Raw genomic sequence first — 25,329 nt, forward strand, 5'->3', positions numbered from 1 at the left:
CCTACTGGTAGGAAAACGTAATGCTGGCCAGCGCGTTGGCCGAGCCGGGGACCAGTTCACCGGTTCGGATGTACCGCGCCTGGAACGGTAACGTGAGCGTTTGTGCCGCCGTGGTACTCTGGATAAAGAACTGGCCGGTCGCACCCGCGGCCGAGCTGTCCGGCCCCATCATCAGCGGCCCGCTGCCGTTGTAGAAAAACTGCACCCCAACGCCGGACGCCGTGGAGTCTCCGGTTAGCGTCACCACCGACGAGGTGTTCGACGGCGTGGTCTGATCGGTCATCACCGCGTGAACCGCCACGTTCGCGTCGCAGGTCAGGCCGACGTTAAACGTCCCCGATGGCGACGTGCTTCCCACCGTGGGCAGGGTGCGAATATCAATGGTGCCCAGCGCCACGCTGGCGTTTTTGCTGCCGACCGTACACCCGCTGGCGGTCACCGTGATGGTGGTCGGGCTGATAATCACCTGCGCCGTTTTTGTCTCGTTGTTATAGGCGGTGAGCACCGCGGCGTTGATGGTCGGGATCTGATAGACGCCGGATTTAAGGGCGGCACCGGTTTTAATAAAGGTGACCTTTGCTGACCATCCCAGATCCTGGGCAAACCCACTGGTGCCCTCTGCCGGGTAGCTTTGCGTGATACCGGTCTGCAGGGGAATATATTGTGTACTCTTAAAATCCTTCAGCCCGATGATATATCCCACGCCCGGTACGCCGGTCTCAAAAATGGTGTAATTCGCGCCGTCGACGGTGACCGTCGCACCGCTTGAGATGGCGCTGCTGCTGGGCTGCAGCGTGCCTTTGTTGCAGGTAAAAATAAGCCCGCACCAGAACACCTGCTGCACGCTGGCGGTGGCGCTCCAGGTTGAGCCGATAATGCTGCCCGGCACCACGGAGTCCGCTGGCCCGCTGTAGGTCATCGGCTGAGGGGAGAGCGTAATATCCGATTTCCAGTCCAGCGCCTGTACGCTGGCGCAGAAAAGTAATCCGCTGAGAAGAAACGCTAAACGCATCATAGATACTCCGTTGTCCAGGTGGCGAGGGCTGACACATCACCGGCGCTCACCGGCGTAGCGGTGGCAACCAGCTGCGCGTAGAAGGTCATCTGTACGCTGTCATCCCCCGCGGTTCCGTATGCGGTGGTCTTTGTATTCAGGGGAATGAGTACGCTCTCTTTATCGAGGATTTGCACCGCCACGCCGGTAGCGCCACCGTCGGCAATTTTCAGCAGCTGCGGGTTGGCATCATCCGGCGTTCCGCTGAAGCGAATTTTTACGCCAGCAAAGGTTGGCCCGCACGCTTCAAGCCTGAGCGTGAAGGGCGTTTTGATATTGCTGACGGCCCCGGCACGGCTGAACTGTTTAATACCAATAGTGCCCAGCGGCACGTTCTGCTCCCCGGAGTCCTGCGCCACCACGCAGGTGTTGCCGATCAAATTGCCGGTGACGGAGACCAGCACGTCGTAGCCGCGAACGGGGAGCGTGAAAACCAGCAGCAGCGCAATGCAGCCGATCCGAAGCGTTACTGACATACCACCTCCTGAGAATAAAGACCGGTGCGGGCGCTATAGTTCTGCTTGTTTAAGGCATAGGTAACGGCGCAGCGCTGGCGGTTGCCGCGACCCCACACGGCGTTCAGCGTGCCCTTCTCTGACAAACCGGAGAGATACAGGCTGCCGCCATCGCCGACGATGCCGCTGGTTTTGTCATCATCGAGCGAGACCAGCGTGCCGAAGGGGAGTACGTCGTTGCCGTGACGCACGATAAACATCGCTTTTGCCCCCTGGTGCGTAGCGAAGGTGGCGCGAACCAGGGCGCCATCGGTAGGCGTTTTGTTGGCGATGGCGTTTTCCAGCTCCACGTCGTTGCCAGCGGTCGTCACGTCCAGCGCGACCTGGTTAACGCGGTACGGCGTGGCGTACGGGATCACCGCGTAGCCACGGCTGTCCGTTTTGATGCCCTTATGGTTAAGCACGGCGACGTTGCTTGCCCCCGGGGCTTTCACCAGAATGTTGGTGTTCCCGAGCGGCTGGCTCAGCGTCAGGCCATCTTCATGCACTACCGCGCCGCCGCTGATGCCGTAGCTGAGGTTGCGGGAGTCGCTGGCGTAGCTGTAGCCCAGGTTGTAGTCTCCCCACGCGCCTTCGTACTGCAGGGTGGCATCGCCGCCGTAGTGCTGCTGCGCGCTGTAGCGCTGGTTGACGCTATAGAACAGATTCTCCTCACCCGGCAGGTAGCCGCTCACGCCCGTGCTGGTGGTGGTGCCAGTGGAGTCCGCATGGGTCGTGGTAAAGCGCGCGCGGGTTGACAGCGTCGGGTTGCCCAGCGGGACCGAAATCGACATCGACAGGATGTTATCTTTCTTGTCGTCATACAGGCTCGAGCTTCGCTGGACGCTGACGCCAAGGGACACGTTACGAAACGTGGCGTTCCACGCAAACTGCAGGCTTTGCGTGGTATTTGATGTGTTCCAGTAGGTCTGCTGATCCCACGACAGTGACAGCGAGCCGTATTCTCCCATCGGCTGCGACAGCAGCAGCTGGTTTTTTGCCTTACGCGACATGCGCAGGTTGTACACAGTGTCGTATTGGGTGGTGACGGTGCCATCGTCTTCCACCGTCTGCTTTGGCGATCCGCCCGACATGCCTTTGTACGTGGTGTCGCTGAGGGTATAAAACCCTTTCGTGGAGTAGCGCAGCGAGAAGAAGTTAACCCGCGTGCCAATGTCGTTCAGCAGCTTGCTGTAGCGCAGGCGCACCGAATCACCGGTATATTGCCGATCGTCCGCCAGCTGGCTGCGGGCGTGGGTCAGGTCGATGGAGTAGGCGCCAAAGCGGCCGAGGTTTTGCCCAAACCCGAGGGCCAGGCCGTTATAGCGATCGGCAAACTGCGCCCCACCGTAAAACGTCAGGCCGTATCGCCAGCCGTAGAACAGCTCGCCCTGCGCGAAAGAGGGCGCGTCCTGATTGCCCGTCGGACGGTATTTCCCGGCGCCCAGGGCATATTTCACCTGTCCGTTACGCACCAGGTTCGGCACGCTGGCAAAGGGAAGCGTGTATTGCGTTTTGCTGCCGTCGTTCTCCTGAATGGTGACCGCCAGATCGCCTCCCGAGGAGGTCGGGTAGAGATCTTTCAGCACGAACGCCCCCGGCGGAACGGAGGTTTGATAGATGATGTTGCCGTTCTGGCGAACCGTGACCGTGGCGTTGCTGCGCGCAATGCCCCGGACTTCAGGAGCATAGCCGCTGAGGCTGGCGGGCAGCATGTTGTCATCGGTTTTCAGGGCGATACCGCGCAGGCCCACGGAGTCGAAAACCTGCGCCGAGGTGTACGTTTCCCCGGCGTACACCTGCGCGCGCAGGGCGTGAATATCGCGCTGCAGCCAGGTCTGCACGTGGGCAAGTTCATTGCTGTCTTTGGTCCACGTGGTGAAATCACGCAGCCGCCACGCGCCCAGGTTGACGCCGCTGTTGAGGCTTGCAAATAGCTGCTGTTCCCGTGTGCGCGTCTCGCCGCGATATTCATTATTCGAACCATTGACCACGTAATTCAGCCACGCGGCAGGAATGCCCGCCTCCCAGCTTTCCGGGCTGACATATCCGCGCGGCAAATTGCGCATCGCACTTTGCGGTACGGTGAAGCTCAGGGTGAGCGTCTTCTGGTCCAGATCAAACTGCGTATCCGCAAACGCCTTCGTTAAGACGATGCAGCGTTGCGCCAGCGGCAGCACTCCGCCCTTCGCCTGATGGCTATCGATGCCCAGCGCGTCGAATTGCTCGGGCGTGAGGCAGGGCAGTGCTTCACCCGTACTGTCTTCAGCAAGGCGGAACGTGACGTTACCTGTGAACACGTAGTTGGTATTGATATACACGTTGAGGTTGTAATCACCCGGCGGCAACGCGCTCCCGGCGTTGACCCAGGCGAGATCGGCGCTGTTCGCGCTCTCGCCGTTGAGGAATGCGGGGTTAAATTGCAGCTCGCTTTCAGCAGCCACGGCTTGCCGAATCACCAGGGAGATCACCGTGGCGCACAGGATTTTTATTTTCACGTGGTCACGCCTTACTTTTTTTATTGGGATAACGACGCGCGCGTGGCGGGAGTCCATGCCCCGTAATCGTTAATGGTCTGATAGCTCATGCTGCCCGCATGGCTGAAGGTTTCGGCCAGCGTCACGCTGCCTTTCGGGGGCACCATCACCGGCTGCACCGGCATGCCGTCAATTTTCACGTTGATGGTGGTGAGGTAGTACGGCGTGGGGTTGCTGAGCGTAACCTTTCCGGCACGGTAGACACCGGCCAGTTTTTTCCATGCCTCTGCCGGGCTCTCACTGAGTCCTTCTGGGCGATAAAAGACCTTGATGCGGTTAGCCGACGCAAACTGCAGCGTGTTCCCGGAGCCGCTTTTAGCCTGCTGGGGGATGGCTTTGACGGTCATCCAGTAGAGCGTCTCCCGATCCTCTGGCAGGGCTTTGCCGTTAAACATGATTTTTACCGCGCTTTCGCTGGCCGGTTTCATGACGTACAGCGGTGGCGTGATCACGAAGTCGTTGGTGCGTTCGCCTTTCTCATTCTCCATCCAGGACTGGATGAGGAACGTGGCCTCGGGATGGGTGTTTCTCACCTGCATCATGGCCTGGCTGGTGGCGCTGGAGTAGACCATTCGCGTTGCGCCCAATCCCACGCCACCGGCATAGACGGCGGATGAACATAACGCGCCCGCCAGGCAAATCCATGTATTTACGCGCATAGTGTTTCTCCTGAAAGCTAAGACAGGCCCGGCTCGCAGACCGGGCCTGAAGATTACGAATAGGTCACGGTGTAAGTCGCGACGGCGCTAGCATCGCCCGCGGTGGCGCCGCCCTTCGGCGAGTAATATTTCGCGCTGAAGTTCAGTGTGTTGGCACCCTTACGCAGAGGGATGGCCGATGCCGGTTCACCCAGCTTCACCACGTTGCCTTGCTCGTCATAAAGGCGAATAGCCACGTTTTGCGCAGAGTTGGCGCTGCCGTTTGCACCGACGGACAAGCTATTGACATCGGAACCGTCCGGCGTACCGGTGAAGGTGACGGCCACTGTGGTCGCAGCAATCGGGTTCTCTGCCGTTGAGGCTGAGGTATCGGCGATTTCACAATCTTCCAGGGTGATGGCAAACGCTTTTGCCGTGCTGGCTTCACTGCCTGCCGTCTTCAGCGTTGCGGTCCGCACTTCACCCATATCCACGTCAATGTTGGCGCTTCCTGCGCTGATGGCGCAGGCGGAGGTCACCACTTTGCCGCTAAAGTTCACCGTGCCGCCGCTGGTGCCGGCAGCCAGCACCGAGCCCACTGGCAGTACTGCCGCAATAGCGATCGCAAGCAGCGTTTTATTATTGAATTGAGCTTTCATTGTCCTGATTCCATTATGGTGTTATGTCGAGATTTGCTCTGAAAGCAGCAGGTCTAACTGGTTAAAAAGACCAGCAAATCTGTCTTGTTCCTGAGCCCTAGTTTTCTTATCGCTGAGCTTTTTAACGCGCTGACACGACGGTAAGAAAGCTGCTCTGTTTCGGCGATGTAACGCATATCCAGACCCTTTCGTAGTTCCTTCAATACCCTCCATTCACCCGGCGTCAGCGATAACGCCGTGGGTTTTTTTATTGGGCGATAACGGCTATCGACCATTTTTAATACGCTGGCTCGCCAGTGATAAAGCGGGTCCTGTAGCGAGATATAGGCGTCTATTTCACCGCGTATCCACAGCCAGGAATTTGCCGGTGCGGAATACATGCAAATAAGTACGTCGGGATAGAGGACTTTCATCTTCCTGATATATTTCAGGCAATCATATCCCGCGTGATATTTCTCCGTACCGGATAAAAAAATTAAGTCTACCGGTGCGGCCGCGAGTATTGTTTCGATCTCCGCATAATTATCGAACGATGCTGTTATCTGCATGGTCGGGGTGATATTTTTTAATAACGCGGCGATCCCCTGACGCGCAAAGTGATCTCCACCCAATAGCGCGATATTTAAATGACGTGTGTTGTTGAGTTTATTCGCCATGTCATTCCCTCGATTTATAATTGTAATGAGACTCCTCTGTCGGGCAGAGCGATGCCTGTATTTTCGAAGCAATTAAGCATTGCACGGTGTGAGCCCACTATACTCAGGGCGTTAAATAGGTAACCTGAATTAATCTTAATTTGTTTTAAGTACAGTTTAGGTGTGGCGTCAATTTCTCCTCGCTAAACCGGCTTTTGCTTATCTGCCTGTAAATAATCATACCGGTAGTTTTTATTGAAAAGTTAGCTTTAATAAATGTTTTGTAAGGAAATAGTCTGCTGACGTCATGTGATGAGGGTAGTTACTGACGGTAGCTAACAGTTTCGTGGCGAAATTGTTAATTAAGACGACAGCTTTCGAACTGGTTGTAATTTCGAAACCCGCTGGCAGAGAGCGTCCCCTCTGCTTTTTATCAAAAAAACAAATTAAGCACGCTGAATAATTCAGACAACAATGGCTAAAGCGTTCAACGGGCGCCTTTGTCGAGTTTTGTCAGTGTCAAGACGGCTTTAAATGGCGGTTAAGAAAACTTCAGACCGGTCAGATAAAGAGAAAGGAAAAATAAGATTTTTCGCCAGGTGCCAGGATATACAGTTGCGCAATTATCCGTCACATTAAGCCTTACACAGGCGAGGGATACGCAGGTTAACCGTGAAGGGAATCTACTGGAGCAACAGGCGTTGACCGGAGGTATTTAGCCTATTCTATGCATAAGCATTACATTATTAATGGCCTGGTAGAGTTTCACCCAGCCGCCAGCACATTACGCGATCTCAACAATCCTGACCGGGTGGTGGTATTAAATTCCCCGGCGGGCCGCTGTTTGTTGTTATTAATAGAAAGAGTCGGAAGTATTGTGACTCAACAGGAGTGCATGGATATTGTCTGGCAGCGCCGGGGGATGCTGGTTTCGCCTAATACCTATTACCAGAACATTTCTATTCTGCGCAAAGGTCTGAAGAAGGTGGGTTTCGAAACCGATCCAATTGTCACTATCCCGCGCATAGGGCTGACGCTCGCAAGCGATACGCAAATCACTATTAAAGAGATGCAGCCGCAGGCTGAAGAGGAAGAATGTGCTGCTCCGGATGTCTACGAAGAGACCGTCGCCCCGACGGTCTCAAGAAACCGCTTCTGGCTGTCGGGCGCGCTGGTGCTATTGCTGATGCTGGCTGGCGTGAGCGTTATCAGCCATAACCTGCTGCATGACAGCTATTTCGTAGACGGGTACCGCTTCGCGATGAAGATGGGCGAGTGTCAGCTCTATTTTTCTCGCGATATTGAAACGCAGCGCGACAGGGATAAAGCCCTGGCCTATGCCGCCCCGTTTAAGGACCAGTGCGCGAACTATCCCTGGGTGTACGTCAGCGGTTACATCCTGCTGCCCCGTGCATCGGTCATTCGCTGTGACAGACCGATGACGGAACCCAACCGCTGTATGTCCGATTATTTTATAGAGGATCGCTAGTATGGTTCGCTACCGTCAAACGCTTGTTGTGCTCTGCCTGTGCCTGCTGATAGGGGCTGTCGTGGCGACGTATTACCTCTTGCATCGCCATTACATCAAGCCCTTTTCCTGCCAGGCGAACTTTATTCAGCATCACCGTGATGAGACGCTCTCTCTGTGGCTGAATTACACCGTGGAGGGTAACAGCGGAATACTCAGCATGAATGGCCGGTTGAAAAGCGATCCTACGAAGACCCTGAATCGCAAAGTTTTCTTTCAGATTGAGCGCAAAGACAGCGTCTATAATCTGACGTCCATACGCAATATGAAATTTCCGGACGACAACATCAGCGACAGCTGGCTGGAGAAGTACGAGCCCTTATTTTTTATCTATCCGAATAAGAATATTTATATGCGTATTAAGAAACAGCAGAATGAGAATTATTTATTTATTCTGGGAACGCTGCCGACCTATGTGTGCCACACGTCAAAAAACGGATAGCGACAGGGAGAAATGTTTTTAAGTTTTTGCAACCATCATTTATGTTTGATTTAACAGCCAGGACCTATCTTAGGAAAATATAACAGCAACAACAATGTTGCGATAATGTAATTATTCTTCGGCAAGTTAATGAAAAATATAATTTATGATAGCGTCAGAATGACGCCTGCGCGGAAAAAATCCCTGCATATGGGGTTACTCCTGTGGCCTCATTTCTCGCTTTTCGCATATTCAGGATTGATAGAGGCGTTACGTATTGCTTCCAGCGTCCAGAAGCGTAGCCAGAAAATACGCTTTAAACTCAGCCTGATAAGCACTTACCCCGACTTACCGGTAGTGAGCAGCTCAGGGCTCAGCGTGCGGCCCGAGGCCGCCCATGCGCCGCCCGGCGACTTCGACTATATTGCGGCGATCGGCGGAAGTCTTGCTCATCTTCACCTGGGACACCGTGGCGACAGAGCGTTTCTCACGGATGCTCATCACAACAACGTTCCCCTGATTGGTATTGGTACCGGCAGCTTTATTCTGGCGGAGGAAGGCTTACTGAACGAGCGCCGCGCCTCGATTCATCCGCATCACCATGACGTTTTCACGCAACGTTTTCCGCAGGTTTATGCTGAGCAAAGCCTCGATTTTATCGACGAAGGCGATGTGCTGACCTGCCCGGGGGGGATCTCAACGCTCACCCTGATAACGGCGCTGATCCGCGCCCTCGGGGGAGACGACATTGCGGCCACCACCTCCCGGCGGCTGTCCCTTCCTCCGCATGATGCCGCCACGCCGCGGCCCGCGAATATCGCCATGATCCCTGATTCGCGCCTGCGCAGGGCGGTGACGATCGTCGAACAGTATCTGACTCACCCGCTGAACGCCGCCAGGCTCGCGCAGGACGTTAAGCTGAGCGAACGTCAGCTTAATCGCCTGTTTCACGCCGAGTTTGGCAAAACGGCGCGGGAGTTTATTCGCAGCGCCAGGCTGCGCTATGCCTGCTGGCTGCTGAAAAACTCTCAGCAAAGCGTTACGGATATCGCGCGACGGATGCGGTTTAGCGACTGCGCCCACTTTATTCGTCATTTTCAGAGCGAGTACGGCTGCACGCCGGGGGTATGGCGCACGTCGCAGAACTGATGCACCTATTTCGTGCTTTCTTCGTAGGGTATTACTGGCTCGCCTGGATAGACTTCCGTTAAAAGCCTAACGGAGGGATGACGACATGAACTGGCAGCCTTTTCGCGGCGATGCACCGGAAAATATGACGATTTTCAGCGCGTCATTTCCCGACGTCAGCGACCAGTGGCCGATGAAAGACGATGCTGCCCGCGAGATCGCCTCCCTTGACCGCGCCTTGAAAGCGGAGCCGGCACTTCGGCCGCCGCGGGTGGAATACGACGAAGGGGGGCAGGCCGTGCTGGTTCCCCAGAACCGCTATTCCGAACAGGCCTTCCGTAACCGTCCGGCGCTCACTGCGTGGCGAACCCGGCTGGTGCCCTCCGCGCTGGCGCTGTTTGTGGTGCAAAATCCGCTGGAGGACCGCCTGCCCGACGGCACGAAAATGGACAGCGACAGCCGCCAGTGGTTTATCCACGCTAACGATGCGATTGGCGTGCGTTCCCGCGCCCGGGTGCTGGCCGCGCTGGTGGATAAGTACATTCATAATGAAAGCGAGAATAACTGGGTCAGCCTGGCGAGCGGTGCCGCCATCCCGGTGCTGGAGGCGCTGCGCGAAGCAAAGCTCGACGGCCAGCGGGTGTATCTCACGCTGGTGGACAAAGACCCGGTGGCGCTCAGCTGGGCCGAAACCATGGCGGCGCAGGAAGGGATTGTGGTGGGCGAACAGCTGACCCTGCTCAGGCGCAACCTGCTCCATACGCTGGTGCGTAACGAAGACCTGCTGCTGGAGCTGGGCGAGCATCAGGCCGAACTGGTCGACGCGCTGGGGATATTTGAATACTTCAACGATACCGACGCGGTGATTTTTCTCCAGCGCGCGCTGCGGCTGGTTAAGCCCGGCGGGGCGGTGATTGTGTCGAACATGCTCACCAGCAGCCCGCACATTGACTTTGTGCTGCGGGGTATCGGCTGGGAGGATATTCACCCGAGGACGCTGCAGCAACTGCAGGACATCCACCTCGCGGCAGGCGTGCCGGTGGATAACGTCACCGTGGTCGTGCCGAAGGATGGGGTGTACGCGGTGATGGAGATTAGGGGTTAGCGCGATCTGTTCCCTCTCCCTGAGGGAGAGGGTTAGGGTGAGGAGGGAACAGGGCGCACGGAGTGACTTGAATTAACGTCCTAAACCGCACATGATCCGCCCCATGAAAATAGAAACCGCACTCCCCTCACACTTCGAACGTCTGGTCGCGATCTGGGAATCCTCCGTCCGCGCCACCCATCACTTTTTACAGGAAAGCGATATTGCGGCGCTGCGTCCGTTATTGCTTAACGCCTATCTGCCTAACCTCAACGTTTTCATTGCCCGTGATGAAACAGGCGTTATTCACGGCTTTTTAGGCGTGGATGAAAACCGCATTGAAATGCTGTTTGTTGACGACGCGAGCCGCGGGAAGGGCGTCGGGAAATTGCTGCTACAGCACGCCATCGCAGCGTTCGGCGCGAACGAGGTGGACGTGAATGAGCAGAATCCGCAGGGCGTGGGATTTTATCGCCATATGGGGTTTGAGCAGGTCGGACGCTCTGAACTGGACGGGCAGGGGAATCCGTTTCCGCTGCTGCATATGAAGCTGAGCAGGAATACCGGAATTAGCGCTTAGCCTGTTTATCCCATTTTAATAAGCCGACGATATCTTTCTCACCTTCGGCTTCTTTCAGCAGGCGCTGCTTTTTTTCAAACTCAATGTATTCTGAGCACGCCTTTTCATCAGCCGCTTTCTTGCTGATTTTGCCTGCCCCTTCTAAAACGTCCCGGTCATTGAATTGCAGGAACTGATCGAGCTTGGTTTGCCAGTCTCGTAAAAATACCTGCTTCCGGCGTTTGGCCTGATCTTCGGCAAAATCGAGCCACATATTAACGACGCGATTAAGTTCGCTCACCTCATCCTGAGACAGATAATTTTTTGCAGTGGTGACATCGCTTTTACGGACTTCTTCGCCTTTATAGCTTGTCAGCCCCATATGCGGTTGAGTTGCATCGGCGCGATGGTGAATCAACTCAGCAGCGGTGTGGCCCGTGCAGGCAAAATGCAGTTTATTCTGGATGGTCTGAAAGAATACCGTCGTCTCTTTGAGCGACGGCTGATAGTCAGCGGCTAATGCGAAAATCTCCCTCACGCGAAGATAGACCCGGCGTTCGCTGGCCCGGATATCGCGAATGCGTTCCAGCATTTCGTCGAAATAGTCAGGTACGGCGGAAGATCCGACAGGCGGGTTTTTCAGGCGCTCGTCATCCATAACGAAGCCTTTTACCAGATATTCCTGCAGCGTTTGGGTGGCCCATTGTCGGAACTGGATGCCTCGAGACGAGCGCACCCGGTAGCCGACAGCTAGTATTGCTTCTAGATTGTAGTGCTCTATCTCTCTGGAAACCTGACGTTTTCCTTCCTGACGAACTAACCGGAATTTCCGGATAGTTGAATTTTGATCAATTTCGCCATCAGAAAATATATTCATCAGATGCTCGTTGATAGTTCGAACATCTTTACCGTACAGATCGGCCATTGCTGCCTGGGATAACCAGATCGTGTCTGATTCGAAGCGACATTCGACACGAACTCTTCCGTCACCGCTGGCAAACATAATAAATTCGCCTGCTGGAGATTGGATTACGTCTTTATCTGCCATGTCTCCCCTCCACATCCTCAACGATTAACGCACCAGGCACTTAGTATGCCAGAAACAGCCGCTAAGCCAGGTAGTTTGTATTTGATTTTGCGAGGCGCTTTCCAGGACGTGGAGTTTGGATCGCTGCAAGCGCGTTCTCTATCTCAATAAGCTTTGCTTTCGTCCGTTTATAATCATCCTGCAACCTCTGCTCCTGCTCGTTATACGCCACCAAAACGATGCATCCCTTCATGACTTTTATCGTGACCTGCTGTCCGGTATCAAAACCCGCCGCGCGTAGCCACTTGCCGGAAAGGATGATTTTCGGCGTGGATTTGTCGAAAACATTCGGGCGGTATCCCACAATTAACGAACGCTCGGTTCCGGATTGGTCGGTGTCTGGGGTAGAATGCGAATCAGCCATAATCAACTCCTTGATAGTTGGTGAGGTTAGACGCTCTTTAATGCTTCAACCCTGCTAGGCGTTGCTAGATTTTCAAATCCATGTGGTAAGTACCACATGCAGATAAGCCAACCGAAGTGGTACCTACCACGCAAGAGAAAAAGAAACCAAATTTTGACCGTACCAAAAGCACGATGAAGAACATCCGGTTCGAGGATGAGCTTTTAGAAAAGATTGAAAAGGCGGCGGGGAAAGGGAATTTTAGTAAGTGGGTGAAAGAGGCATTTTGGCTAAGATTAAATGAAAAAATTAAATTATAAATCTTGAGCGCTTGAATTAAATAGGGGGCTGATGAACAATATTCATCAGCCTATTGACGTGCTAATTAAGCCATCCGTCTTTGATTTTATCAATGAACCCTATTATTGTCGTAAGTGCTGTTGCTATTTTGGCTGTATTTTCTGCAGTTGTTGCGCCTGATTCAATTGCAGACTGCGTCCTCTTCAAAAATCCATCAGCCTGGGTAACTGCTCTCTTGGCATCAAGAGTGGTGTTAGCCTCCATGGCATCGTCAATTGATTTTACTAATTCGTTAATTTCTGAAGATTTATCCACTAGCAGTGTGGATAATTCGGTAAGTTGGCTCTTTATGTTTTCAAGATCTTTTCCTGTAGCCATGGATTCTGACCTGCCAGAGTAGGATTCACATTCACAGATATTTTTCTTGCAGACTGGGCAACCGTCTAAATAGTAATCTTTAAATGCATCACCTAAGCTTCTTTTCGGACATTTGATTCCCCATGCAGAGAAAATCCAAGCTGCTACATCTGCAATTTCCTCTGCCAAATTAGAGATATTCCCACTGTTTTTTATAACTGCAGAATAAGCTTCCTGCGTTTCGCCTAATTCTTCAAAAATCCTTGAAAAATGGTAGAAACTGCCAAATATTTTCCAAACTGCACCGTTTGAGGGGTAGATGTCGTTAATATTACTTACTGCTTTATCAATTAATCTTCTGTTTAAGGTATGAGTGTTTTGAAGTGAAAGGAATTTCTCATTCAATTCGTGCCTTGCTGCATATGCTGCTAAATTTCCTGCTGGTTGTTTATGTGTTTGGACGCACTCACATGTAGATTTAAGGCAATAGGGACATGCATCAGGAAATTTTTTATAAAATGCTTCATTTAAATTAATATCAAACTTTGATGCCAAAGTGAATAACCAAGATAAGCTTTGAATGAAGCTTTTTTCAAACTCACCATCGCGAAGAATTGCTCGTGAAAGAAAGGATACCTTTCTTACAAGAAATGAATATATATAGTCTGGATCCTTGCTTTCATTCGCATTTCCATACATTTGTTCCAAAAAAAGTTGGTAGTCATTTATTGTTTGTAACTTAGTGATTTCCACTCTTATTCCCTCTTAAATTGAATGATGAACAGATTATATAATACACAGTGCGACATTGTATTGCACTCACATTCAATGAATTTATATAATATATCTTTACCAAGAAAGGCTAAATGAAGGGCGAATATATTTGTAAGATACCTTACTAAGAAGCTTAATTTTTGGCGGAAGATCACAGGAGTCGAACCTGCCCGGGAACGCTGGCGTCCCCAACTGGATTTGAAGTCCAGCCACCTCACCGGAGATGACGATCTTCCGCGCCTCGATTGCTACATGGAGGCGGGGCGCATTATAGCTACTTTCAGGCATTTACCACATACCCCGACACACTTTTTTCACCTCTCTTTTGACCTGTACACCCCTGTTTCAGTTAATTCCTAAGAAAATCCTCAGGTTAGCCTTTTGTGCTCTTCGACATTTACCGCGATCACAAAAAACAAGAAACGTAATCTGCTAACCAGAAAACGCAATACCCGCTCCTGAAACAATGGTTTAAAACTCTGTAACCGGTCTCAGCGCCCCCTACAGCGTGAAGGATAAAAAAAGATGAGCGAAGTATTGTCAGTAAAAGAGAAGATTGGCTACGGCATGGGAGACGCCGCCAGCCACATCATTTTTGATAACGTCATGTTGTACATGATGTTTTTCTATACCGATATTTTCGGCATTCCCGCCGGGTTTGTCGGCACCATGTTCCTGCTGGCGCGCGCGCTGGATGCGATCTCCGACCCGTGCATGGGGCTGATTGCCGACCGCACCCGCAGCCGCTGGGGCAAGTTCCGTCCGTGGATTTTGTTTGGCGCGATCCCGTTCGGCATCGTCTGCGTGCTGGCCTACACCACTCCGGACCTCAGCCTCAACGGCAAAATGGTTTACGCCGCCGTTACCTACACCCTGCTGACCCTGCTCTATACCGTAGTGAACATCCCGTACTGCGCGCTGGGCGGCGTGATCACCAACGACCCGACGCAGCGTATCTCCCTTCAGTCCTGGCGCTTTGTGCTGGCGACCGCGGGCGGCATGCTCTCCACGGTGCTGATGATGCCGCTGGTGAAGCTGATTGGCGGCGACGATAAGGCGTTCGGCTTCCAGGGCGGGATCGCCGTGCTGTCGGTGGTCGCGTTCCTGATGCTGGCGTTCTGCTTCTTCACCACCAAAGAGCGCATCCAGGTGCCGCCGAGCACTACCTCCATGCGGGAAGACCTGCGCGACATCTGGCACAACGACCAGTGGCGCATCGTGGGCGTGCTGACCATCCTCAACATCCTTGCCGTCTGCGTGCGCGGCGGCGCGATGATGTACTACTGCACCTGGATCATGGGCTCGCCGGAGGTGTTCATCGCCTTCCTCACCACCTACTGCGTCGGCAACCTGATCGGCTCCGCGCTGGCGAAACCGCTCACCGACTGGAAGTGCAAGGTCAGCATCTTCTGGTGGACCAACGCCGCGCTGGCGGTGGTCAGCGCGGCGATGTTCTTCGTGCCGATGTACGCCACGGTGCTGATGTTCGCCTTTATCTTCGTCATCGGCGTGCTGCACCAGCTGGTGACGCCGATTCAGTGGGTGATGATGTCCGATACCGTCGACTACGGCGAGTGGACCAACGGCAAACGCCTGACCGGCATCAGCTTTGCGGGCACCCTGTTCGTGCTGAAGCTCGGCCTGGCGCTGGGCGGAGCGATGATCGGCTGGATGCTGGCTGGCGGCGGCTACGACGCGGCAGCCAAAACCCAGAACAGCGCGACCATCAGCATCATTATCGGCCTGTTTACCCTGGCCCCGGCGGTCTGCTACGTGCTGAGCGCCATTATCGCCAAACGCTACTACACGCTGAAAACCCCCTTCCTGACCAAAATCCTGGGCGAGCTGGCGCAGGGCGCGCGCCGCAATCAGCAGGAGTTTGAAAACCTGCCGGTCAGCAAAGAATTACAGAACTAAGAGGACGAGAGCATGAAAATCAGTGATGGAAACTGGCTTATTCAACCGGGCCTGAACGTGACGTATCCGGTTCAGGTGTTCGACGTGGAGCAGCAGGGCAATGACCTGGTGGTATTTGTTGCGCCGCGCGACGTGCGCGAGCGTACCTGGCAGCTCGACACGTTGATGTTCACGGTGCGCCTGTTTGCCCCGCAGGAAGGGATTATCGGGGTGCGCATCGAACATTTCCAGGGCGCACTTAACAACGGCCCGCACTATCCGCTGAACGTTCTGAAAGACGTGAATGTTGAGATTGAAAACAACGCCGATTTTGCCGAGCTGAAAAGCGGCAGTATCAGCGTGCGCGTCACCAAAGGCGAGTTCTGGGCGCTGGATTTCCTGCGTAACGGCCAGCGCATTACCGGCAGCCAGCTGAAAAACAACGGCTACTTGCAGGACAGCAACACCGATCGCAATTACGTGTTCGAGCGTCTGGATCTGGGCGTGGGGGAAACGGTCTACGGTCTCGGCGAGCGCTTCACCGCGCTGGTGCGCAACGGCCAGACGGTCGAAACCTGGAACCGCGACGGCGGCACCAGCACCGAGCAGTCCTACAAAAATATCCCGTTCTACCTGACCAACCGCGGCTACGGCGTGCTGGTGAATCACCCGGAAAACGTCTCGTTTGAAGTCGGCTCCGAGAAGGTCTCCAAAGTGCAGTTCAGCGTGGAAGGGGAATATCTGGAATACTTCGTGATCGACGGCCCGACGCCAAAAGAGGTATTAAACCGCTATACGCAGTTCACCGGGCGTCCGGCGCTGCCGCCTGCCTGGTCGTTCGGCCTGTGGTTGACCACCTCGTTCACCACCAACTACGACGAGGCGACGGTCAACAGCTTTATCGACGGCATGGCCGAGCGCGACCTGCCGCTGCACGTGTTCCACTTCGACTGCTTCTGGATGAAGGCCTTCCAGTGGTGTGACTTCGAGTGGGACCCGGTGACCTTCCCGGATCCGGAAGGCATGATCCGCCGCCTGAAGGAGAAAGGGCTGAAGGTCTGCGTGTGGATCAACCCGTACATCGGCCAGAAATCCCCCATCTTCCGGGAGCTGAAAGAGAAGGACTACCTGCTCAGGCGCCCGGACGGCTCCCTGTGGCAGTGGGACAAATGGCAGCCGGGGCTGGCGATTTATGACTTCACCAATCCGGACGCGTGCCGGTGGTATGCCGACAAGCTGAAAGGCCTGGTAGATATCGGCGTCGACTGTTTCAAGACCGACTTTGGCGAGCGTATCCCGACCGACGTCCAGTGGTTTGACGGATCCGATCCGCAGAAGATGCACAACCACTACGCCTACATCTACAACGAACTGGTGTGGAACGTGCTGAAAGAGACGGTGGGTGAAGAAGAGGCGGTGCTGTTTGCACGCTCCGCGTCCGTGGGTGCGCAACAGTTCCCGGTTCACTGGGGCGGCGACTGCTACGCCAACTATGAGTCGATGGCCGAAAGCCTGCGCGGCGGGCTGTCGATTGGTCTGTCCGGCTTTGGGTTCTGGAGCCACGATATCGGCGGGTTCGAAAACACCGCCCCGGCGCACGTCTACAAGCGCTGGTGCGCGTTCGGGCTGTTCTCCAGCCACAGCCGCCTGCACGGCAGCAAATCCTACCGCGTGCCGTGGGCATACGATGACGAGTCCTGCGACGTGGTGCGCCACTTCACCCAGCTGAAGTGCCAACTGATGCCGTACCTGTATCGTCAGGCGGCGCTGGCCCGCGAGTTCGGCACGCCGATGCTGCGCGCGATGATGCTGGAATTTCCGGACGATCCGGCGTGCGATTACCTCGACCGTCAGTACATGCTGGGGGATTCGTTAACGGTGGCACCGGTATTCTCCGAGGCGGGCGACGTGCAGTTCTACCTGCCGGAAGGGCGCTGGACGCACCTGTGGCACAACGACGAAATCCAGGGCAGCCGCTGGCATAAGCAGCAGCACGGTTTCATGAGCCTGCCGGTCTACGTGCGCGACAACACGCTGCTTGCGCTAGGCAACAATAACCAGAAGCCGGACTACGCGTGGCACGAGGGAACGGCCTTTCAGCTGTTTAACCTGGACGATGGCGCAACGGCGGTCGGCGAAGTCCCTGCGGCGGACGGCTCCGTGGCGTTTACGCTGAAGGCGTCACGTCGGGGCGACATCGTGACCTTTACCGGCGCGGGAGACGCGCAAAACTGGTCGGTGTGCTTGCGCAACGTGCAGAAGGTGAGCGGCGTGAAGGGCGGTTCGCATGCGGGCAGCGAGTGGGGCGTGGTGGTGAAAGCGGAGGGCGATGAGGTGGTGGTTCACCTTTAATTCCCCTCTCCCTAACCCTCACCCCAAAGGAGCGAGGGAATGGTTTGCTCCCTCTCCCTTTCAGGGAGAGGGCTGGGGTGAGGGTGGTGTTGAAACCACCCCGCCCGTCATCGTCTGCTGCACCTGCTGCTTATCCATATTCACCGCGCTCAGCTTCCCATTCACCGTCGGCTTCAGCGGGGCATTCGCCTGCACGCTGCCGCTGGCAGTGAGCTGAATATTGCCGTCGCCCGTAATCGGCAGAGCAGGCCAGCCCCACTGCTGCAGTACGTTGAGCGGTACGCCGCGCCCGTTCAGGCTTACCGTAGTCTGCCGCTGCGGGAGTTGTGAAACGGTCGCCGTGGCTTCCAGAATGCCTTTTTCGGTAAACGCGCTCAGGTCGGTAATGTTCACCGTGGCGGCGTTGGCATTCAGCGCCAGCGACGGGCGGCGCACGTCGACGCGGTTAAAGGTCGCCGCCGCGCCGTTCAGGGTTGCGCTCCCGCCCCAGACGCCCCACTGGCGATCTTTCACCAGCTGCAGGTTTGCGCCATAGCCGTCCAGAGAGGTGATCTGCCAGGGGAAGGCGGGATCGATGTCGATCACCAGGTTACGGCTCAGGCCGAATTTTTGCAGCGTGACGCTGTTCAGCCATTCCGGCAGAGGCTCCATCCACAATGTTTTCCAGTTCTGCGGCAGGGTGTACTCCAGTCCAGCGATGGCAACATCGTCCAGAACCAGCGCTTTACCGTCGCGTAGCCAGTTGCCCGAGGTGCGTACCATGCCGCCCTCCCAGCGGGAGGTGAACTGACGCAGCGCCATGCCCTGCGGGGAAAACTCCGCATTCAGGATCGGGTCGAAAAGATGCAGCGAGCCGTAGATAAACTCGCTGGCGTTCATGGACAGACGACCTTCCTGGCTCTGCCAGTCACCTTTGCTCAGAGTCAGGTTGCGCAGGCTTAAGTCGAGATCGGTCACAGCCCAGTCCGGGCCCTGAAGCCGGGCGTCGGTCACGTCCAGACGACCAATCTGCAAAGAGGGAATGGTGCCCAGCGGCGCGAAGAATGCCGTCAGCGTTTTATCGCTCTGCAGGCGGATCTCGTTGAGGCGCATGGTGTCGATAATCCAGCTCCCGTCGGCGTTGCGCAGGGCGGAGCCGGTGAGTGAGCCACGAGCCATGTCGGCGCCAATCGTTTTCAGCACCACCTCCTTGCCGTTAAGCTGGCCCTCGATCAGCACGTTGGTGGCCGGTACGCCGTTCAGGGTCAGCGAGCCCGCGCTCATCTGAATCTGCGCATTATGCCCCAGCACGTTGCCGGCTTCCGGCTGCCATGGGCTGACGCCGCCCGTGACCTTCTGCGCGCTGAGTTCCCATTCGGTATTCGGGCTGTTAAAGGCCATGTTGTTAAGCTGCAGGCGATCCGCCTGGAAAGGCAGCGGCGCCGTCTGCGGCGAGAGATTCAGCGTGCCGTCGAAGAGGGTGATGGTGTCCATGTGCAGCGGATCGGTTATCTGACGGCTGCTCAGTCCAATATCGACTTTTTTGGCTACCAGCGTGGCGGGTTTACCGTCCCGACCAAAGGTGACGTTTTCCAGAATGATGTGGGAAGGCGACGAAAAGCGGTGATTCATCTTGTCGAAACTGAGTTCGTAGTCGGTATTCACCGTTACCCAGCTGCTGACCTGAGACGCGCCCCAGCGGGTCTGGAGCAGAATGTAGAACGCCAGCAGCACAATGAGCAGGGCTACAAGAAGATAGATGAGGAGCTTTCCAATAAATTTCATGGTCTTCCATCCCGCAAAACGCACATAAGGGAGTTATGCACGATTTATGCGCAATCCTCAAGGCGGGAATGGTGTAATTCGATGTCACGGCAGGCATTGACTGCCTGCCGTGAGAGAAATCAATTTTTCTCAGGCGGGAAAACGAGGTTCAGCACGATAGCGGTGATACCGCCCGCAGCAATGCCGGAAGAGAGCAGGTTTTTCACCCAGTCAGGGGCGAACTGCAGGATCAGCGGCTGCTGGGAAACGCCCAGACCAACGGCCAGCGACAGCGCGATAATCATGATCGCGCGGCGGTTCAGTGGTTCGCGGGAGACGATACGCACGCCGGAAGCTGCGATAGTCCCGAACATTACCAGCGTTGCGCCGCCCAGCACCGGCTCAGGGATGTGCTGCACAAAGCCGCTTACCGCCGGGAACAGGCCGAGGACGATCAGCATCAGCGCTACTACAAAACCGACGTAGCGGCTGGCCACGCCGGTCAGCTGGATGACGCCGTTGTTTTGACCGAAGCAGGAGTTCGGGAAGGTGTTGAATACCGCAGAGACAAACGAGTTCAGACCGTTCGCCAGAACGCCGCCTTTCAGTCGCTTCATGTACAGCGGGCCGGACACCGGCTGCTCGGAGACGTCTGAGGTAGCGGTGATGTCGCCGATGGTTTCCAGAGAGGTGATCATAAAGACCAGCATCAGCGGCAGGAGCAGACCCCAGTCAATGCCCAGACCGTAGTACAAAGGCGTGGGGACGACGATCAGCGCGCTGTTGGTCGGCGCGGTGTTCTCCGGCAGCATGCCCAGCGCCCACGCCAGCAGATAACCCGCCGCCATGGCGATCACCAGGGAGGCGACGCGCAGGTAAGGGTTACGCTGACGGTTAAGCAGAATAATGATCGCCAGCACGACGCCTGCCAGCAGCAGGTTTTTCGGCGCGCCGAAGGTATGGTCGCTCATCGCGGCATAGCCGCCGCCGATGGAGGTAAGGCCCACCTGAATCAGCGACAGGCCGATAATCATCACGACGACGCCGGAAACCAGCGGGGTGATAACGCGGCGAGCCAGATGCAGAACGCGGGAGATCACCATCTCCGTACAGCTGGCCAGCATCAGCGTGCCGAACAGCGCCGCCATCATGGTCGGAACATCCGCACCGCCGGTTTTCAGGGCCGTACCGCCCATGATCAGCGGTGCCACGAAGTTAAAGCTTGTGCCCTGAATCGACAACAAACCCGACCCCACCGGACCCCACGCTTTAATTTGAATAATCGAGGCCACGCCGGAGGCGAAAAGAGACATGCTGATAATGTGCTGCGTGTCCTGCGCCGGTAAGCCGAGCGCCTGGCAAATCAGCAGCGCCGGAGTGATCACCGCAACAAACATAGCCAGAAGATGCTGGCAGGCAGCGAAAAGCGTTTGCGGCAGCGGCGGGCGGTCTTCAAGGCGGTAAATCAGTTCGCTATTTTGCTTCGGCGCAATCGGTTGCGCATCAGGCGACTCTATGGTGTTAACGGACATCGGCGGCAATCCCACGGTGGAAAAGCGGGCATTTTATCTGACCACCTGGTAAAAGCAAACGATTGCCAGCAAAAAAAGGCAAGAAATTCTGCCGCTGTGAGCAGGTTTTCTACAACGCATCGGGAAAAAAAATTACACTTTTTGCGCCGGGGGCTTATGAAGAGCGCAAACCGGCCCAGGATAACGCCGCGTGTGTATGGAACACGCGCAAAAAAGGAGCCTTCTATGATTCATCTCGATACGTTGTCGACCCTTGTTGCCGCAACGCTGGTCTTACTGCTTGGTCGTAAGCTGGTACATAGCGTTTCCCTTCTGAAAAAGTACACCATTCCTGAACCCGTCGCCGGCGGCCTGCTGGTAGCGCTGGCCCTGCTGGTGCTGAAAAAAAGCCTGGGCTGGGAAATCGATTTTGATATGTCCCTGAAAGACCCGCTGATGCTGGCCTTCTTTGCCACCATCGGCCTGAACGCCAACCTGGCGAGCCTGCGCTCGGGCGGTAAGGTGCTCGGCGTATTCCTGATTGTGGTGGTGGGGCTGCTGCTGATGCAAAACGCCATTGGTATCGGGATGGCGACGCTGCTGGGGCTGGATCCGCTGATGGGGCTGCTGGCGGGGTCGATTACCCTTTCGGGCGGTCACGGAACCGGGGCCGCGTGGAGCAAGCTATTCATCGAACGCTACGGCTTTGAAAACGCGACGGAAGTGGCGATGGCCTGTGCCACCTTTGGCCTGGTGCTGGGTGGCCTGATTGGCGGCCCGGTGGCGCGTTATCTTGTGAAGCACTCCACCACGCCGGACGGTAGGCCGGACGATGAGCTGGTGCCTACCGCCTTTGAAAAGCCGGACGTTGGGCGCAGTATCACCTCGCTGGTGCTGATTGAAACCATCGCGACGATCGCCATCTGCCTGACCGTGGGCAAAGTGGTTGCGCAATGGCTGGCGGGCTCAGCGTTTGAGCTGCCGACGTTTGTTTGCGTGCTGTTTATCGGGGTGATCCTGAGCAACGGTCTGGCGCTGATGGGCTTCTACCGCGTGTTTGAAAGGGCGGTGTCGGTGCTCGGCAACGTCTGCCTGTCGCTGTTCCTGGCGATGGCGCTAATGAGCCTCAAGCTGTGGGAGCTGGCCTCGCTGGCGCTGCCGATGGTGGCGATTCTGGCAGTGCAAACCCTGTTTATGGCGCTGTACGCTATGTTCGTCACCTGGCGCATGATGGGCAAAAACTACGATGCGGCGGTGCTGGCGGCGGGTCACTGCGGGTTTGGTCTGGGGGCAACCCCAACGGCTATCGCTAACATGCAGGCGATCACAGAACGGTTCGGGCCATCGCACATGGCGTTTCTGGTGGTCCCGATGGTCGGGGCGTTCTTTATTGATATCGTCAACGCGCTGGTGATCAAGCTATACCTGATGCTGCCGATGTTTGCGTGAAATCAGGCGTTGGAATACCGCTCGGTTTCCGGCATCCAGCGCTCAATTAACGCTGCCGCCTGTTCGGGGTAGCGTTCATGAATGTGGCGCGCAAGGCGCTGAACTTCCGGGATCATAGCCTGATCGCGCAGCAAATCCGCCACTTTGAATTCCGCGTTCCCCGTCTGGCGCGTGCCCAGCAGTTCGCCCGGGCCGCGGATCTCCAGGTCTTTTTGCGCAATCACAAAACCGTCGTTGCTGTCGCGCAGCACCTGCAACCGCATCTGGGCGGTTTTCGAGAGCGGGGCTTTGTAGAGCAGGACGCAGTGGGAGGCTACCGCGCCGCGGCCAACGCGCCCGCGCAGCTGGTGGAGCTGGGCAAGGCCCAGGCGCTCCGGGTTTTCGATAATCATCAGGCTGGAGTTCGGGACGTCCACGCCCACTTCAATGACCGTCGTGGCGACCAGCAAATGCAGCTCGCCCTGCTTAAACGACTGCATCACCGACTGTTTTTCAGCGGGCTTCATGCGTCCGTGAACCAGACCCACGTTCAGCTCCGGCAGCGCCAGCTTGAGTTCTTCCCACGTGGCTTCGGCAGCCTGCGCTTCCAGCAGTTCAGACTCCTCGATCAGCGTACAGACCCAGTAGGCCTGACGTCCTTCGTGGGTGCAGGCGTTGCGCACGCGGTCAATAATATCGCTGCGACGCGTGTCAGGAATCGCGACCGTCGTCACCGGCGTCCGCCCCGGCGGCAGTTCGTCGATAGTGGAGGTATCCAGATCGGCGTAGGCGGTCATTGCCAGGGTGCGCGGGATCGGCGTAGCGGTCATGATCAGCTGATGCGGGTGGAAGCCCTGTTGAAGGCCTTTTTCCCACAGAGCCAGACGCTGATGGACGCCAAAGCGGTGTTGTTCATCGATAATCACCAGCGCAAGGCCGCTGAACTGCACCTGCTCCTGGAAGATAGCGTGCGTGCCGACAATCATCTGCACCTGCCCGCTGGCGATGGCTTCCTGCTGCGCAAGTCGCGCTTTGCCTTTTTGCTTCCCGGCAAGCCAGCCCACTTCAATCCCCAGCGGCGCGAACCAGGCGCGGAAATTGTTGGCGTGCTGTTCAGCCAGCAGCTCGGTCGGCGCCATAAGCGCGACCTGTTTACCGTGGGCAATCGCGCGCAGGGCTGCCAGCGCGGCAACCAGCGTTTTACCGGACCCTACATCGCCCTGCACCAGGCGCATCATCGGCACGTCGAGCGCCATATCGCGTTCAATCTCAGCGGTGACGCGCGCCTGCGCGCCGGTGGGTTTAAACGGCAGAGAGGCCAGCAGCTTATCTTTGAGCGCATCATTCTGGCTTAAAGGCTGAGCGTGGAAACGCTGCGCGCCCGCACGAAGCGCCAGCATGCTCAGGTTATGCGCCAGTAATTCCTCAAGGATAAGACGCTGTTGGGCGGGGTGTTTGCCGCTTTCTAAATCGCTGAGCTGCAGCGTTGGCGGCGGACGGTGCAGGGTTCGCAGCGCCTCGGGCAGGCTCATCATGCCCTGCGCCAGCTCGGGCGGCAGCAGCTCGGTAATGGCGCAGGTATCCAGCAGCTCCAGCGCCTGATCGGTGAGCTTACGCAGCGTTGCCTGCTTGATGCCTTCGGTCGTCGGGTAAACCGGGGTGAGCGTCTCCTGCAGTTCCGGCGTGCTGAGATCGCCCTGCACGCGGTACTCCGGGTGGATCATCTCTGCGCCGTATTTCCCGCGTTTGGCTTCACCATAGGCCAGCACCCTGCGGCCCGTCGCCAGGCTGTTTTTCATCGCCGCGCTGAAGTTGAAAAAACGCATGGTAAGGATGCCGGTGCCGTCGCTGATCTGGCAGGTCATCATCCGGCGTCCGCCGAAGGTGATATTGCAGTTCAGTACTTCGCCTTCAACGGTGGCGTAAATGGCGGGAAGGAGATCGCCAATCTTATAGAGCTGGGTGCGGTCTTCGTAACGCAGGGGGAGGTGAAGCAGGAGATCCTGCACGGTGTGCAGGCCAATTTTCGCGAGCTTATTGCTTTGCGCCGCGCCCACGCCCGTCAGGCTGTTAAGCGGGATGGCATCCAGCAGGCGGCCTTTCATCGCTTACCCGGCGTACTGCATGGTGGCCCACCACTCGGCATCGGCTTCAATTTCGCCCTGCGCGTTGACGTGGGGGTAAGGCAATTTTTTCTGCTTCGCAACGCGAGCCAGCACCGGATAACCACCTTCAAACAGCAGGCGCTGCTGTTCATCTTCCGGCAGCATGCTGTTGCTGCGCTCGTACATCCCCGCGTTCTGACGCTGGCGCTGCGCTTCATAAAGAATGAGCGCGGACGCCACGGAGACGTTGAGAGACTGGACCATGCCGATCATCGGAATGATGATGTCCCGATCCGCCAGATCCAGCGCTTCCTGGGAGATCCCGGTTTTCTCCTGACCCATTAAAATGCAGGTCGGGCGGGTGTAGTCGATCTCGCGGAAATCTACGGCTTTAGCGGACAGGTTAGTGGCAAGGATCTGCATCCCGCGCCCTTTCAGGTGCGATACGGCTTCGCCAATGGTGTGATGATTTTTGACGGACACCCAGCTGTTGCTGCCTGCCGCCGCTGAGACCGTATTTCGCATACGGCCGTCCGGCCAGACGGCGTGCACTTCATGCACACCGACAGCATCTGCGGTACGGACGATGGCAGAGACGTTATGAGGTTTATGCACCTGCTCCATGCAGACCGTCAGGTCAGGCTGACGCCTGGCGAGCATTTCGCAGATACGTGCATAACGTTGTGAATTCATAAA

The 25,329-nt window shown here is 56.2% G+C and carries 22 protein-coding genes and 1 tRNA gene; 9 read left to right on the forward strand and 14 right to left on the reverse strand.

Annotated elements, in window-relative coordinates:
• Window position 1: 1 nt before the first annotated feature.
• The 6 genes from AB3N39_RS00310 to AB3N39_RS00335 are packed head-to-tail and all read right to left on the reverse strand — an operon-like array spanning window position 2 to window position 6,038.
• Window positions 2–1,012, reverse strand: coding sequence for a fimbrial protein (locus AB3N39_RS00310; RefSeq protein WP_367897319.1), 1,011 nt, complete (start codon window positions 1,010–1,012; stop codon window positions 2–4).
• Window positions 1,012–1,530, reverse strand: coding sequence for a fimbrial protein (locus AB3N39_RS00315; RefSeq protein ID WP_111964279.1), 519 nt, complete (start codon window positions 1,528–1,530; stop codon window positions 1,012–1,014). Before AB3N39_RS00315 ends, AB3N39_RS00310 begins: the two co-directional genes overlap by 1 nt.
• Window positions 1,521–4,046, reverse strand: coding sequence for a fimbria/pilus outer membrane usher protein (locus AB3N39_RS00320; protein ID WP_367896992.1), 2,526 nt, complete (start codon window positions 4,044–4,046; stop codon window positions 1,521–1,523). Before AB3N39_RS00320 ends, AB3N39_RS00315 begins: the two co-directional genes overlap by 10 nt.
• A gap of 20 nt (window positions 4,047–4,066) precedes the next feature.
• Window positions 4,067–4,744, reverse strand: a complete 678-nt coding sequence (locus tag AB3N39_RS00325; RefSeq protein WP_115876729.1) for a molecular chaperone — start codon at window positions 4,742–4,744, stop codon at window positions 4,067–4,069.
• A 53-nt stretch (window positions 4,745–4,797) separates the two neighbouring features.
• Window positions 4,798–5,382 carry a fimbrial protein gene (locus AB3N39_RS00330; RefSeq protein WP_115876728.1) on the reverse strand — a complete coding sequence of 195 codons (585 nt, stop codon included), beginning with the start codon at window positions 5,380–5,382 and terminating at the stop codon, window positions 4,798–4,800.
• A gap of 53 nt (window positions 5,383–5,435) precedes the next feature.
• A complete protein-coding gene (locus AB3N39_RS00335; protein ID WP_143344467.1) occupies window positions 5,436–6,038 on the reverse strand; it encodes a LuxR C-terminal-related transcriptional regulator in 603 nt (200 codons plus the stop codon).
• Between the two features lie 706 nt (window positions 6,039–6,744).
• Here AB3N39_RS00335 and AB3N39_RS00340 point away from each other — a divergent pair.
• From AB3N39_RS00340 to AB3N39_RS00360, 5 genes are all read left to right on the forward strand, one after another.
• Window positions 6,745–7,506 (forward strand): winged helix-turn-helix domain-containing protein, encoded by a 762-nt coding sequence (locus AB3N39_RS00340; protein ID WP_127729064.1) that lies wholly within the window; start codon window positions 6,745–6,747, stop codon window positions 7,504–7,506.
• A gap of 1 nt (window position 7,507) precedes the next feature.
• Complete coding sequence (locus AB3N39_RS00345; protein ID WP_127729066.1) at window positions 7,508–7,987, forward strand: hypothetical protein; 480 nt, start codon at window positions 7,508–7,510, stop codon at window positions 7,985–7,987.
• 189 nt (window positions 7,988–8,176) lie between these two features.
• Window positions 8,177–9,115 (forward strand): GlxA family transcriptional regulator, encoded by a 939-nt coding sequence (locus tag AB3N39_RS00350; RefSeq protein WP_367897320.1) that lies wholly within the window; start codon window positions 8,177–8,179, stop codon window positions 9,113–9,115.
• 85 nt (window positions 9,116–9,200) lie between these two features.
• The gene (locus AB3N39_RS00355) at window positions 9,201–10,199 is read left to right on the forward strand and encodes a class I SAM-dependent methyltransferase (protein WP_367896993.1); all 999 of its coding nucleotides are present in this window, start codon (window positions 9,201–9,203) and stop codon (window positions 10,197–10,199) included.
• 103 nt (window positions 10,200–10,302) lie between these two features.
• Complete coding sequence (locus AB3N39_RS00360) at window positions 10,303–10,758, forward strand: acetyltransferase (protein ID WP_143344469.1); 456 nt, start codon at window positions 10,303–10,305, stop codon at window positions 10,756–10,758.
• Here the strand turns inward: AB3N39_RS00360 and rhuM are convergent.
• Both rhuM and AB3N39_RS00370 read right to left on the reverse strand, forming a co-directional pair.
• The gene (gene rhuM / locus AB3N39_RS00365; RefSeq protein ID WP_143344470.1) at window positions 10,748–11,785 is read right to left on the reverse strand and encodes a virulence RhuM family protein; all 1,038 of its coding nucleotides are present in this window, start codon (window positions 11,783–11,785) and stop codon (window positions 10,748–10,750) included. The genes AB3N39_RS00360 and rhuM overlap by 11 nt on opposite strands.
• 61 nt (window positions 11,786–11,846) lie before the next feature.
• Window positions 11,847–12,188, reverse strand: a complete 342-nt coding sequence (locus AB3N39_RS00370) for a SymE family type I addiction module toxin (RefSeq protein ID WP_143344471.1) — start codon at window positions 12,186–12,188, stop codon at window positions 11,847–11,849.
• Between the two features lie 116 nt (window positions 12,189–12,304).
• Here AB3N39_RS00370 and AB3N39_RS00375 point away from each other — a divergent pair, with 116 nt between their 5' ends.
• Window positions 12,305–12,487: a YlcI/YnfO family protein gene (locus AB3N39_RS00375; RefSeq protein WP_127729074.1), complete on the forward strand. Its 183-nt coding sequence runs from the start codon at window positions 12,305–12,307 to the stop codon at window positions 12,485–12,487.
• 61 nt (window positions 12,488–12,548) lie between these two features.
• On the opposite strand, the gene AB3N39_RS00380 is transcribed toward AB3N39_RS00375, so the two are convergent.
• Together AB3N39_RS00380 and AB3N39_RS00385 are read right to left on the reverse strand one after the other, a co-directional pair.
• Window positions 12,549–13,577, reverse strand: coding sequence for a hypothetical protein (locus AB3N39_RS00380; protein WP_143344472.1), 1,029 nt, complete (start codon window positions 13,575–13,577; stop codon window positions 12,549–12,551).
• 162 nt (window positions 13,578–13,739) lie between these two features.
• Window positions 13,740–13,834: transfer RNA gene (locus AB3N39_RS00385), tRNA-Sec, on the reverse strand.
• A 289-nt stretch (window positions 13,835–14,123) separates the two neighbouring features.
• Between AB3N39_RS00385 and AB3N39_RS00390 the strand changes: the two genes are divergently transcribed.
• Together AB3N39_RS00390 and yicI are read left to right on the forward strand one after the other, a co-directional pair.
• On the forward strand, window positions 14,124–15,515 hold the full coding sequence (locus AB3N39_RS00390; protein WP_367896994.1) for a glycoside-pentoside-hexuronide family transporter: 1,392 nt from the start codon (window positions 14,124–14,126) through the stop codon (window positions 15,513–15,515).
• 12 nt (window positions 15,516–15,527) lie between these two features.
• The gene (yicI, locus tag AB3N39_RS00395) at window positions 15,528–17,846 is read left to right on the forward strand and encodes an alpha-xylosidase (protein ID WP_367896995.1); all 2,319 of its coding nucleotides are present in this window, start codon (window positions 15,528–15,530) and stop codon (window positions 17,844–17,846) included.
• A gap of 60 nt (window positions 17,847–17,906) precedes the next feature.
• Here yicI and AB3N39_RS00400 read toward each other — a convergent pair whose 3' ends face one another.
• Both AB3N39_RS00400 and xanP read right to left on the reverse strand, forming a co-directional pair.
• Window positions 17,907–19,610: an AsmA family protein gene (locus AB3N39_RS00400; protein WP_252093534.1), complete on the reverse strand. Its 1,704-nt coding sequence runs from the start codon at window positions 19,608–19,610 to the stop codon at window positions 17,907–17,909.
• A 119-nt stretch (window positions 19,611–19,729) separates the two neighbouring features.
• Window positions 19,730–21,121 carry a xanthine/proton symporter XanP gene (gene xanP, locus AB3N39_RS00405; protein WP_127729084.1) on the reverse strand — a complete coding sequence of 464 codons (1,392 nt, stop codon included), beginning with the start codon at window positions 21,119–21,121 and terminating at the stop codon, window positions 19,730–19,732.
• A 225-nt stretch (window positions 21,122–21,346) separates the two neighbouring features.
• Here xanP and gltS point away from each other — a divergent pair, with 225 nt between their 5' ends.
• Window positions 21,347–22,549 carry a sodium/glutamate symporter gene (gene gltS, locus AB3N39_RS00410; protein ID WP_133293503.1) on the forward strand — a complete coding sequence of 401 codons (1,203 nt, stop codon included), beginning with the start codon at window positions 21,347–21,349 and terminating at the stop codon, window positions 22,547–22,549.
• Between the two features lie 2 nt (window positions 22,550–22,551).
• On the opposite strand, the gene recG is transcribed toward gltS, so the two are convergent.
• Both recG and trmH read right to left on the reverse strand, forming a co-directional pair.
• Entirely contained in the window at window positions 22,552–24,633 is a 2,082-nt protein-coding gene (gene recG, locus AB3N39_RS00415; RefSeq protein WP_252093535.1) for an ATP-dependent DNA helicase RecG, read from the reverse strand.
• A 3-nt stretch (window positions 24,634–24,636) separates the two neighbouring features.
• Entirely contained in the window at window positions 24,637–25,326 is a 690-nt protein-coding gene (gene trmH, locus AB3N39_RS00420; RefSeq protein ID WP_047059694.1) for a tRNA (guanosine(18)-2'-O)-methyltransferase TrmH, read from the reverse strand.
• Window positions 25,327–25,329: the final 3 nt, after the last annotated feature.

Origin of the sequence: Enterobacter vonholyi (genome assembly GCF_040834095.1) — a bacterium.
GTDB classification, from domain to species: Bacteria; Pseudomonadota; Gammaproteobacteria; order Enterobacterales; family Enterobacteriaceae; genus Enterobacter; species Enterobacter vonholyi.